Below are 12,404 nucleotides of genomic sequence, written 5' to 3' on the forward strand. Positions count from 1 at the left end.
TGGTTCAATTATATTGTTCAGAAGTATATTCAAGACCTGAGAGAAACTTTCCTGCTATTATAGCACGTATTTTCGAGAAATTCTCAGAAAAGTTTTGCTCACCTTCGACATCGATCCACTCGATTTCCTTCATGTGGCGAAACCATGACAACTGTCTTTTGGCGAATCGGCGAGTATCGCGTTTAAGCAGTATCACAGCTTCCTCAAGCGTCAGTTCCCCTGCAAGGTAAGCGGCAATTTCCTTGTAGCCCAGTCCCTGCATGGACACAAGGCTTCTGCTGTAGCCGTTTTCCAGCAGTCCGTTCACCTCAGCAACAAGACCATCCGCAAGCATGCTATCAATTCGGTCCTCAATACGTTTATATAGTATTTTCCGGTCCATTGTCAAACCGATGAGGCATAAGTCATAGGGCGACTCCTTCTTTTGAGCTGCATGAGAAGCAGAAAGTGTGGTGTTTGTCTGGTGATGAATTTCCAGTGCCCGTATAATTCTACGGCGGTCATTCGGATGCAATTTCGCTGCACTGACCGGATCAACGGCTTCAAGTCTGGCATGCAGTGCAAGCGCTCCATGTTCTTCTGCAAATTGATCCTGTTCTTTACGGAAAGCTTCGTCAGCCACAGCTTCAGAGAATTGAAAACCGTAACATAGGGACTCAATATAGAGACCTGTTCCCCCAACAATAAATGGAAGTTTCCCACGACTGCTTATCTCTTCGATAAGTCTGCTACCTTGTTCCTGAAATTCAGCAGCAGAATATGGGTCCTGCGGATCATGAATGTCGATTAAATGGTGAGGAATTCCCATCATCTCAGCTGGAGTAATCTTAGCTGTACCAATATCCATACCACGATAAACCTGCATCGAATCTCCAGAAATAATCTCTGCGTTATATGCAGCCGCAAGCTCCAGACTTAACCTGGTTTTACCTACAGCTGTTGGTCCTAGTAAGACTAGAACCTTATGTCTCTCTTTAGTTGTCAATGTGTATCACCCCGTACGATGTTTTGGAGTTGCTCCGGAGCAGCTCTGTAAAGCCAAGCCTTTCAAATTCGCCGCTCAGAGCCTTTTCTTTCAAAAGAACAGTTTTACGGGCCACTCTTACCGCCTCAGCTACACTCTCTAGTGATAATGCTGCACGATTAGCAAACTGCCGCAGCGGGGAAATCGAAGCAGAACCGGTCAGCGGCACTCGGAACATAGGATCAAAGTACACAATATCTACACTTCGATCCGGTAGAGCACGTAAGTAGCTCAAATGCTCACTATGAACGACATTAATTCTACGCAAGGCCTCATTAACCCTTACTTGCCCAGAGGTATAATGCCGCATCCCTTCATAGAGCAGTGCATACAGCGGCAATGAGCTCTCCAGAGCGGTAATCTCTGAGGACTCACCACCATGCACAGCAAATAGCAACGAATCAGCACCTAGACCCGCTGTGCAATCTAGTACGCTATCTCCGGGAAGCATTCGAGCAGCGACAAGCATCGGTTCTATTTCACCCTTTAGAATCCGTTTCGCACGAACAAAACCCATGCTTGGGTGAAACTCCATAGGCTCCATCCCTAATCGGTGTAAACGAACGGCTTCTTGAGAAAGAATTAGTATATCCTCATCTCCGTAGTGTTCCACCATCTTGGGTATAGAGAATTTCTCGCGTGGAGCGTATTTACAGCCCGTTCTCTCTGCGAGATTCTGAGCTCGCTCTACAATATCCATTATCGGGCTATAACCCGTAGTTATAATCATGTTGCCTCCAGTCTTGCTATAAACAAATTTCTAATCGTACAATTACATCACCCGTTTGAACAATTTCTCTAAATCATAGGATGAAAAAGAAATCACAATCGGACGCCCATGTGGACAAGTATACGGCTGTCTGCATGCTGCCAGACGTGACAATAAGGCCTCGACTTCCTGTTCTGTTAGTTTCTGGTTGGCTTTGATGGAGGCTTTACACGAGCATAGAATAGACGATTTCTCTCGTAGCTTTGCTAGGTCAATCAATCGTTCACTCAAGACCCACTCCGCCATTTCTTCAACGATCGCCTTCTCCTCGCCTTCAGGAAACCAATACGGCAAAGATCGAATCAGAAAAGTCTGTCCTCCAAAATGTTCAAGGTACACTCCAGCCTGCTGAAACCAATGTAGACGTTCACTAAGTTGACGACTTTCCGAAGGCGTGAACTCAAGTGTAATTGGCAAAAGCAGATCCTGAGAAGCGTCTTCAGGACGACCGAACTTCTCATAAAAAAACTCGTAATTTATGCGTTCGTGTGCCGCATGTTGATCAATGAGATACAGTCCGCCGTCATTCTGAGCGATAATATAAGTCCCATGATGCTGTCCGATATAATTTAGTTCCGGGAAGGCAGGAAGCCCAGGTTCTTCATCGACTGGCGGTGCCCATAACGCTTGGGCAGAAGGAATCTGCTTCTGCAGGGATGAAGTTTCTTGCGGGCGATACCCATTAGCATAGTTGTTGCTCACATTATTTTGACGTCCTTGTGAAGAGGAAGACTGGTATCCTGACCCGTAGGATGGAGCCGTTTCACGGGTCATCGGAGTATCAATCTGCCCCTCTTTTCTGATCTCCCTGGCGCTCTGTTCAACATTTGATGGTTGTTGTCTACTAAAGGAACTACCAGATCCCTGAGGAACTGGATCCTTGCCCACCTCAGACGGTGGGGGTGCCGGAACTGACCCTTTAGAAAAAGCAAACTGCTCCTGTATAAATGAACTGCTGCCCTTTGGCCCAATGGTTTCTTTACCGGGACGCGGTATCAAACTTTGCCCTAACAACACTTTACGAATTTCTTGTTCAACAAACGTGTAAAGCTCATTCTCCTTACTAAACCGAACCTCCAGCTTAGCTGGATGAACATTGACATCCACAAGTGAAGGATGCATGTCCAGTTCGAGCACCAGCAGTGGATAGCGATTAATCGGAAGTAAAGTATGATAAGCACGCATGATCGCTGCGTTCAGACCATTGCTGCGAATATATCGTCCTCCCACAATGGTAGTCACTGCGTTTCGATTTGAGCGTGTCCATTCCGGACGACTTATATAACCAGAAATACGATAATCCAAGTCCTCTGCCGTAATCGGCAACATAGCCTTAGCTGCGGAGGTTCCGTACACCGCTGCGATCACTTGCAGCAGATCACCATTACCAAGCGTGTGCAGCAGCTGATTGCCATTATGATGCAAGGTAAAAGAGATTCCCGGATGGGCTAACGCCATTCGATACATGGCATCCGATATATGACCAAGCTCCGTCTGGATACTCTTCATGTATTTCAGCCGTGCCGGTGTGTTAAAAAATAATTCACGCACCGCTAGATCGCTCCCACGGCCCGAAGGGGAATCTTCATTCCGAATTAAATTACCACCCTCAATATCAATCAGGCGTCCTTTGCCGTCATCGGCAGTAGCCGTTAGAAGAGAGACTTTGGATACCGCAGCAATACTGGGGAGCGCCTCACCTCGGAACCCTAAGCTAGTGATCTGGAATAGATCACGCCCATTAGCGATTTTACTTGTGGCATGACGATAAAAGGCGGTCTCGCAATCCTCAGGCTCGATCCCCGAGCCGTTATCTTTTACTCGGATGCTCTGTAAACCGCCTTCCTCCACCGAAACCTCAATCCTTGTGCTTCCTGCGTCAATAGCATTCTCAACTAGCTCCTTCACAACAGAAGCTGGTCGCTCTACAACTTCACCCGCAGCAATCTGGTTGGCAATATGCTCGTCCAATATATGAATTTTGGCCAATTTCATTCACCTCTTATTTAGGCAATCAATAATCAAAGATCCTTTGCTTTCATCTTCAGGTCGTTCAGCAGACTCATAGCCTGAAGCGGAGTCATATTCATAAGATCTGCGTTACGCACAGAAATGATGAATTCTTTTATCGCAGGATTCTCTTGTACTTCAGTTACTACAGCCGACTGATTTGCACTACCCTTCCGATTCTTACGTGGTTCTTCCTCGCCAAAGATAGACAGTTGAACTACTTCATCTGCTATTGATGAATAGGAGTCTGCAGGAATCCCCGAAGTTTCTGCGATGACATTATCGGGTTGTTGGGTAGATGTAGTTGCGACCTCTTTTGCAGCGGCCTGAATTTCTAGTCCACCCCCATAATGAATAGAGGAACCACCTGGATGAGCCGCCTGCTCGATACTCTGAAGTAGACCGTAAGCACGATCAATAATCCCTTCAGGAAGCCCTGCTAGGCGTGCACAATAAATCCCATAGCTACTGTCTGCTGCTCCCGGAACAAGCTTACGCAGGAAGTTTACTTTATCCCCGCTCTCCTGTACGGCCATAGAATAATTCTTAAGCCCTTTAAGGCTTTCTTCTAAGTGGGCCAATTCATGAAAATGCGTCGAAACTAAAGCTTTGCAAGAAATGGTATCGTGCACATACTCAATTACCGCTTGTGCAATCGCCATGCCCTCACTCGTCGATGTTCCTCTACCAAGCTCATCAATGATAATTAAACTCCGGGCTGTTGCTTTTTCTGTCATGACCTGTATGTCGGCCATTTCTACCATAAATGTACTCTGACCTCCGATCAAATCATCAGCTGCCCCAATACGTGTAAAGATTCGATCAATTAGCGGAACTTCTGCACTGGTGGCCGGAACGAAACAGCCAATTTGAGCCATAATACAAATGAGTGCAACCTGCCGCATATAGGTACTTTTCCCAGCCATATTAGGACCAGTGATCAAAAGAATATTTCCATCTTCCTTACTAAGCGTACTTCCGTTTGCTATAAATGCCGAGTCCTTTAACACAGCCTCCACGACAGGATGACGACCACCTTCAAGTCGAAGATCGTACCCATCCGATAGAACAGGTTTTACGAAGCGATGCTCGGCACTGACGGCTGCCAGACATTGATACACATCAATCTCTGCTACCTTTTCCGCAAGATTCTGCAGTCGCGGAATTTGACCGCTGATTCGATCACGCAGTTCAGTAAACAGGCTGTACTCCAAATCTGTCATTTTATCTTGCGCTTCAAGAATCAGTGCCTCTTTCTCTTTAAGCTCAGGTGTAACAAATCGCTCTGCATTTGCAAGCGTCTGCTTACGTTCATAACGCCCTTCCGGCAACGAAGCCAGATTAGATTTGGTGATTTCTATGAAATAACCAAAGATTTTGTTATAGCCGATCTTCAGTGATTTGATGCCAGTGGCTTGGCGTTCTTTCGCTTCCAGTTCGGCGATCCAACGTTTACCATTACTGCTAGCTTCCCGCAGCTCGTCCAACCGGCCATGATAACCAGAACGGATAATTCCTCCGTCTCTCACGGACACCGGCGCATCTTCAACAATTGCTCGATCTATATCCTCCCGTATCTCGGCACATTCATCCATGCTAGCACCGATCTCGCGTAGGGTTGCAGATCCCGAAGTCATACATAATTCCTTCAAAGCAGGGATTTGTGCCAGTGATAGCTTTAAGGCATTCATGTCACGACCATTCGCACTGCCAAAGGCAATACGACCTACCAGCCGCTCTAAGTCATAAATTTCCTTCAACGCTAAACGCAGGTCCTCTCGAACAATAAACTGATTGTACAAATAATCAACTGCTTCTAGACGACGTTCGATCGGAGCGCGCTGCAATAGCGGTTTATCTATTCTGCGACGTAACAATCGCGCACCCATGGATGTTTCAGTACGGTCTAGTAGCCATAGAAGAGATCCTTTTTTAGAACGTTCTCGGACCGTCTCTGTTAGCTCCAGATTTCGGCGTGTGAACGGATCAAGAATCATATAATTACCTGGTTCATAAGGAGAAATTTGACTAAGTTGTCCCATTGAACGCCGTTGTGTCTCGTTTAGATAGGAGATTAGCAGTGCTAGACATTGTCCACGTTCTTTCTCCAGACGAACCCATGCGGCTTCACCGAATTGTCGACGTGCCAGCTCCTCCTCACGTTTCTCCCAAGGTGTGTACACAACAGGTTTCGCCAACAGAGGCGTTTCACTACGTAAAAGCTCCAATAACGTCGGGTCTCCGATGATCTCAGCCGGTTCATAAATGCCAATCTCATCGCGCAGCCACTCTGCACCAGATAACACTGAAGTAACATACAATTCACCTGTAGTTAAATCACATGCAGCTAATGCCATCATCCCATCACTTTCGGTTACACAAACAAGATAATTGTTGCTTTTGTCGGCGATGATTTTTCCATCCATAACTGTTCCAGGTGTCACGACACGTACGATATCCCGTTTCACCATTCCCTTTGTGACAGAAGCATCCTCTAATTGCTCACAAATAGCGACTTTATATCCTTTTTCAATCAGGCGTTGAATATAACCCTCGGCGGCGTGATAAGGTACTCCACACATCGGGATCTTCTCTGCGCCCCCGCCTTCGCGACCTGTCAACGTAATTTCAAGCTCCTTGGAAGCCAAAATGGCATCTTCAAAGAACATTTCATAGAAATCGCCCAGTCTAAAAAATAGGAAGGCATCCTTTGCCCCTTCCTTCACTTTTAAATATTGCTCAATCATCGGCGTATATTGTGCCATGGTCAACCTCCATGCCTATTTATTGCTGTCCTCCATTATAACAGAAAATTTGCGTACAAAGTCACCCCGCAACCGCATAGAAGTTCATTCTTCTCGATCCTCAGACAAAAAATCACGAAATCCGACACTATTACTGAAGCTCAATGGGTAGTACCTTTTGTATATATTTCAAGCATCCATCGTTCATTAGAAAGAGGTGTATTCTTCTGCATTTTAATATTGTAAAATCTTAACAAAGAGCGTTAGATCATAAGAAAATAAAAGGAGAATATCAAATGATACGAAGACTTACGGAGGATGATCGGGAACTTCTAATGGCATTGCTACAGAAAGAGCCTGCTCTTAATTTGTTCATCATTGGAGATGTAGAGAATTTCGGGTTTGAACAGGATTTTATGGCATTGTGGGGAGAGATAGATCCATCTGATGGTCGGATAAAATCCGTTCTATTACGTTTCTATAGAAGCTATCTTCCTTACGCGGATGGGCCGTTTGATGTGGAAGGATTCGCTACTATCATGCGACAAGATAACGATATTCATATGATTTCTGGTGTAACCGAAGTGGTAAAAGCCTTTGACGGAGTAATTAACTTTAAACAAGAAAAGCAATTGTACTTTGCTGAGCTTAAGGAAATGAATACCAAAATTAAACAGTACTCTTCTTCCGTTGATAACATTAATAAAGCAACCATCCAGGATGTGGAAGCGATTTGTTCGCTTACGGATACAATAGAAGAGTTTGAAAGCAGTCGGGATGGATCGAGAACTAGCCTACGTAAAACATTGGCGACTGGCACTGGCCGTACGTATTATATGAAACGTGAAGATCAGGTGATTACAACGGCCTCAACATCAGCGGAAAATTCCATGTCAGCTATGATCGTAGGGGTTGCCACTCATCAAGCATTCAGAGAGCAAGGATTAGCTACAAGCGTAGTTGCACAGCTATGCACAGACTTACTCTCTGAAGGGAAATCTTTATGCCTCTTTTATGACAACCCTCATGCTGGGCTCATTTACAAACGACTTGGATTTCAAGATATCGGCTCTTGGAGCATCATGTACATGTAGACAAGCATAAACGCCTTCGGCGTCCTTACTAGGACGGTAAGCGTTTATGCGAAAAATATTAGATATAAGGGATATGTGAAAAACTAAGACTTTCTAATATTTTGAAATATAAGCTCAAGCTTTAACTTTGCTGCACCACAGCTCACGGATATCGCGAGATTCATCCCACGTTCGTTTAGAGGCGATATACTGAAATAAAGGCTCTATGTATTGGGCGGCCTTCTCGTAGCCGCCTAGAGAGCGTAGCTGCGCCAGCAGAGGGGGTACTACGTCGCGCAGCGAGGATTTATCGCCGCCGTAGTAGGCGATATGCAGGTCTTCCCGGTCGAGCGGGCGTAGCGTCAGGTCTTCATAATGGCTCACGATAAGGTGAGCCAGATAGACTGCGCCTTTAGCGATGACCGGGGATACCAGGAAGCTCGGCAAAGTCCGGTACTCAAAGCCGCCATGCGGCTGAATCCGGAAATCGCCGAGCACGCCGTAACGAGGACGACGCGCTCCCGCGCGGACGTCCTCAAGCAAAAGCATCGGCAGCGCGAGATAGTTGTCGAGCGCGCGCAAGAGCGGCGCCGTCAGCGTCACGCCGCTGAAGTGCAAATGGCCGCCGAGGGCCCAGCCCGTCAGCGGCATGCCTCCCGCCCGCCAGCGCAGCGTGCGGTCGGCGATGAGCCGGTCTGCCGTAGCCGCGGCGGACATCAGCTGCGCCAGCAGCGCGCGTGGTTCCCCGCGCGGCTGGGGGCGCAGCTCGGCGACCGGGAACGCGCCGCGCGTTCCCGGAGGTCCGGCGTCGCAGCCTGCGACGCCGTCCGTGGGCAGGTACCGCGACGCAGGCACGACGCGGCCCGTGGACTCCCGGAGGATAATAAACTCCGGGTCCATACCCATGAGCAGGCCGCGGCGGCCTGGCTGCTCCAGAGCAAGGCTCCGTTCCAGCGATAATGCTGCGGAACGATAAGGCTCTGGCAATGATTTGCCGGAACTCTGTAGTAATGGAGTGACTCCCTCCACGACATACCTCCGGTTTCCCATTGCCCTCAGCATGACCTCACCGCTATCCAGCCCCAAGCTGTACAAAGTCCGAACAGCAATACGCTGAAGTAATTTCATTACTCCACGCCATACTCCTGGTGCAGCCCCCATTGATTCGCTGCTATCGACTCTATCCATTCGCACAGCCCCGGCTAGCAAATCGGAGGCTGCACGCATACCTGGGCCTGCTCCTAGTGGAGTGATCTGCAGAACGCTCAAATTATACACGAGTATGTTATAGCACTGTTTATGGGCCTTATCGGAAGGTAGAGTATCATATGTATCTTCTAAGCGATTGCTTTCACCAGAGATCTGGTTTCTCCGCAGAGATGCTTCTGAGCCCTTCATTCGCAACAGTTCCTGCTTACTAGACGAAGTAAGCGTCGCTTCAATCCCGCTCCGAAATAATCTGGACTCTCTTTGTGCTGATGACAATCCCGAATACACCTTAAACCCCTCATTCATTCTCCTGCCCCTCCATCCATCGCAGCCCAAGATTGAAAGCCCTGCAGTAGCACTTCTTGCCCATTCATACAAACCAGGTTGTTCTTAATCCACTCAGGTTCCATTTTTAATTCTAAAAATAAATAAAAAAAAGGAGGGCATTCGCCCTCTACGCCGCCGCCCTCCCTACATATAATGGACCATAACCCATCAGTACTCAGTTAACGGCGGCGTATCCTTCCTTACAGTTCATCATCCAGATTGTCAGGGTCTAGATCATCGTAATCGAAGCTATCACCTTCAAAATCATAATCCTTGTCTTCTGGATCATCGCTTTGCTCAGTGACATACACACGGACTTTGGTCTCAGCCACCAACTCCACTTCGAATTCGCGCTCTACGCGAAGTGTCACACTGCCTCCGCCTGGCGATACGCCCGCTTCTACACAGTTGGGTTCCTGCGTTGCCTCCGCAGAGACCTCAACGGTAGAAGTGCGGTGTCTCGTGTCCAGGTAGGAAAGCGGAATGAGCTCCACATAGGAGACCGTTTCTTTAGCTACCTCGGTCTGCTTGTTCTTGTCGTACGAGTACCAGATGTTTACATCGTAAGTACCAATTACTTCGATTCCGTTCCCGGCGGCAACCGCTTCGTACTGGTGGTTGATAATCCAAGCCCCCAGAATACTAGTCGGGTGATGTGGCGGAGTCACGGTATGGGTTGCTGTAGAGAACTTACGACCTTTGCCGCAAATTGCCTTCGTAATGATCTCCCTTGTTTGACGTTTATGGCTTAATGACATCTTTAAACCTCCTCCATACAATCATTCACTATCAAGTGTATGCAGGTTCTAGGCATTTGTTGATTGTTAGTCTATAAATAAATTTGAGTAAGCCCTCCAGAGGGTCTTATCAGAAGACTTATAGTTCATTTTATTTCAAAATTTGTACAGATATGAGTAGATTATAAAAATGGTCCAGCCTGATACATATCCATTCTGAACGTTAAAAAAACCTTATAAAGCCCGCTATTGCGGGATTACGCGCATAATACCAATAGATCTATGTTTGCTCAGGTCAATAAAATCGTCATCAATATTCACGAGGGGACGCAGTGGATCAGTAGCAAGAATCATAATGATTTTTCCTGTCCGTCCATCTGTCAATTCCACTTCATTCCCTATCATTGACTGCATTAACTTATTAATAAAGACTCTACAAATATAAGGGTCAAGCTTGCCAAATACGTTTTCCTCCATCTGCAGCAACACTTCATAAAGAGGTGAAGCTTTACGATAAAACCGGTCGGATGTCATCGCATGGAACACGTCTGCTACTGCAACAATTTTACTGAAATCAGTGATGCGATTCCCAAGTACGCCGAATGGATAACCACTGCCGTCCATTCTTTCATGATGCTGCAGGGCGACGAGCGCTTGCAAATGATTGGTTCCAATAGTGTCCCGGATCATCTCGTAACCATAGGTCGTATGCTTTTTCATAAGCTGATACTCCTCTGCGGTCAACGGGCCTGGCCGGGTTAATAATTCATCCGGAATCCTCATTTTTCCGATATCATGAAGGGTCGCTGCGATCGTCAGCATACTCAAATCCTCAGGCTTTAATTTTAGCCATTTCCCTAGCAATGTAGATAAAATACCAACCGCTACATTATGTCTGTATGTATAATCATCCTTGGACTGCAATGCAGCCAATACGCCGTAGAAGTCATTCTTTTCACTTACCTGCTGAATAAACGGAATGACTTCATTTCTAACTTCAAGCATAGGAATTCGTTTGTTTTTGTTATGACGAAGCTGTTCAAAAATATTCTCTATCGCAGCTGTGCAATCATCGATTGCAAGTTGGAAAAATTCCGCGCTATCCAGCTGTACGACGTCATGAGACTCTAGGGTGATCTTATGTTGATTGATTAATCGTATATGCTCAGCACTTAATAAAGTCAATGCGGGTAAAACAAATACTCCTTTGTCATTAAAAAGGTTAGCTATAAGCTGTTTTCCTATAAATGATTCCATAACTTTGTCCATACGCCTCACCTGCCAATGCGGAAAATTCGACTACCGAACTTCCTGCTATTATTTGAACTCACCATAAAATCGTTAATCATATCCTGTGATCAACTTTTAGCTCATACATATCTTATCGTGATTTTGACAGAGATAGTTAATACTTCAGTTTATTAAAGCCTTAATTTAAGCCTTATTTCGAATCTTCAAACGTTTCTCCGGCTTGTAACTGACCGGGATTTTATGCCGCTTAGCGATCTTTAAATAAAGTGCCAGTTCCCTGCATAACTGAAGAATAGCTGAGCGCACTTCAAATTCCTCACGTGTCTCTGGCAGATCCATTTCTTCAAATTCTCTTGTTAGCTCGTCCAGTAAATGTTCAGTTCGTCCAGTATATTCTTCCGCAAGCACATCCCCGCTAAGCTGGTCAAATAACTCAGCAACCATCTCCCCATGCGGTAAATGGCGATACACTTGAGAAAGCAGCTGCATCATACTTTGAATCGATTCCAGTTGCTCCTTCCGCATGTAGAAATAAACATTCCATGCTTCATCAGGATGAATAACATGATTCTCCATCTCACGGGTAGCTGCCGTTAATCCCCGCTGCACTGTATTATCTGCGTCAATTAATTCTTTGCCGTCCCAAATATAAGCAGGATCTCGAAGCGTTCGGGCCATCTGGGTAAAAATAACCGAAAAATAGCGATCCACTTCCTTACGGATTCCATAAATGACCCCACCAGTCTGAGGCATGTAAATCAAGTTTACCAGCCCTGCTGAACCGAGCCCAATAGCCAGAAGCTCTATTTGCTGCAACAGGACATGGAGCGATAGTTCAGCTTGTCCAAACACGCGAAACACGATAACCGAGCTGGTGACAATTCCTTCTTTGTAGCCAGACTTTACAATCATCGGAAAGCCCACGAGTACATACAGCCCGAGCACCCAGTAATGGAACCCTAGAAGCCAGAATAGGATGCAGCCAAAAAAGAGTCCCACGAGCGAGGCTAAAAAACGAGCCGTTATCGTTCGGAAACTCCTTTTCAAAGTAACCTCTACACCCAAAATTGCCAGCAAGCCTGCACTCTGCGCATTAGGTATACCCACTGCAGACGCAACTAGTACGGATAATAACGTAGCTGCTGCTGTTTTTATCACACGAAATCCCATAGCCTTATCTCTCCTTACAAGCACTAACCCAATAAATAGGTAAAGATATAGACATGTTACAAGATTTTGTGTACGGACACAATATTACAT

At 46.3% G+C, this 12,404-nt stretch carries 9 protein-coding genes; 1 reads left to right on the forward strand and 8 read right to left on the reverse strand.

Going from position 1 to position 12,404, the window contains the following annotated elements:
• Positions 1-4: 4 nt before the first annotated feature.
• The 4 genes from miaA to mutS are packed head-to-tail and all read right to left on the reverse strand — an operon-like array spanning position 5 to position 6,568.
• The gene (miaA, locus tag H70737_RS16545; RefSeq protein ID WP_042188893.1) at positions 5-985 is read right to left on the reverse strand and encodes a tRNA (adenosine(37)-N6)-dimethylallyltransferase MiaA; all 981 of its coding nucleotides are present in this window, start codon (positions 983-985) and stop codon (positions 5-7) included.
• The gene (locus H70737_RS16550) at positions 975-1,754 is read right to left on the reverse strand and encodes a class I SAM-dependent methyltransferase (protein WP_042188895.1); all 780 of its coding nucleotides are present in this window, start codon (positions 1,752-1,754) and stop codon (positions 975-977) included. Before H70737_RS16550 ends, miaA begins: the two co-directional genes overlap by 11 nt.
• Before the next feature lie 42 nt (positions 1,755-1,796).
• Positions 1,797-3,782, reverse strand: coding sequence for a DNA mismatch repair endonuclease MutL (mutL, locus tag H70737_RS16555; RefSeq protein WP_081951145.1), 1,986 nt, complete (start codon positions 3,780-3,782; stop codon positions 1,797-1,799).
• A gap of 32 nt (positions 3,783-3,814) precedes the next feature.
• Positions 3,815-6,568 (reverse strand): DNA mismatch repair protein MutS, encoded by a 2,754-nt coding sequence (mutS, locus tag H70737_RS16560; RefSeq protein ID WP_042188898.1) that lies wholly within the window; start codon positions 6,566-6,568, stop codon positions 3,815-3,817.
• 275 nt (positions 6,569-6,843) lie between these two features.
• Here mutS and H70737_RS16565 point away from each other — a divergent pair, with 275 nt between their 5' ends.
• Entirely contained in the window at positions 6,844-7,641 is a 798-nt protein-coding gene (locus tag H70737_RS16565; protein ID WP_042188900.1) for a GNAT family N-acetyltransferase, read from the forward strand.
• A 114-nt stretch (positions 7,642-7,755) separates the two neighbouring features.
• Here the strand turns inward: H70737_RS16565 and H70737_RS16570 are convergent, their stop codons facing one another.
• From H70737_RS16570 to H70737_RS16585, 4 genes are all read right to left on the reverse strand, one after another.
• Positions 7,756-8,748 (reverse strand): putative amidoligase domain-containing protein, encoded by a 993-nt coding sequence (locus H70737_RS16570; protein WP_197071212.1) that lies wholly within the window; start codon positions 8,746-8,748, stop codon positions 7,756-7,758.
• Between the two features lie 608 nt (positions 8,749-9,356).
• Positions 9,357-9,914: an outer spore coat protein CotE gene (locus H70737_RS16575; protein WP_036687755.1), complete on the reverse strand. Its 558-nt coding sequence runs from the start codon at positions 9,912-9,914 to the stop codon at positions 9,357-9,359.
• A 225-nt stretch (positions 9,915-10,139) separates the two neighbouring features.
• Positions 10,140-11,162 (reverse strand): HD-GYP domain-containing protein, encoded by a 1,023-nt coding sequence (locus tag H70737_RS16580; RefSeq protein ID WP_052404322.1) that lies wholly within the window; start codon positions 11,160-11,162, stop codon positions 10,140-10,142.
• Positions 11,163-11,327: 165 nt separating this feature from the next.
• Complete coding sequence (locus H70737_RS16585; RefSeq protein ID WP_042188904.1) at positions 11,328-12,314, reverse strand: aromatic acid exporter family protein; 987 nt, start codon at positions 12,312-12,314, stop codon at positions 11,328-11,330.
• Positions 12,315-12,404 lie beyond the last annotated feature (90 nt).

This window comes from Paenibacillus sp. FSL H7-0737, from assembly GCF_000758545.1.
GTDB lineage: Bacteria > Bacillota > Bacilli > Paenibacillales > Paenibacillaceae > Paenibacillus_AQ.

Coding starts and splice junctions, on each gene's coding strand:
- H70737_RS16550 (WP_042188895.1), bottom strand. CDS start 1,754: ATGATTATAACTACGGGTTATAGCCCGATAATGGATATTGTAGAGCGA.
- mutS (WP_042188898.1), bottom strand. CDS start 6,568: ATGGCACAATATACGCCGATGATTGAGCAATATTTAAAAGTGAAGGAA.
- H70737_RS16565 (WP_042188900.1), top strand. CDS start 6,844: ATGATACGAAGACTTACGGAGGATGATCGGGAACTTCTAATGGCATTG.
- H70737_RS16570 (WP_197071212.1), bottom strand. CDS start 8,748: ATGAAATTACTTCAGCGTATTGCTGTTCGGACTTTGTACAGCTTGGGG.
- H70737_RS16575 (WP_036687755.1), bottom strand. CDS start 9,914: ATGTCATTAAGCCATAAACGTCAAACAAGGGAGATCATTACGAAGGCA.
- H70737_RS16580 (WP_052404322.1), bottom strand. CDS start 11,162: ATGGACAAAGTTATGGAATCATTTATAGGAAAACAGCTTATAGCTAAC.
- H70737_RS16585 (WP_042188904.1), bottom strand. CDS start 12,314: ATGGGATTTCGTGTGATAAAAACAGCAGCAGCTACGTTATTATCCGTA.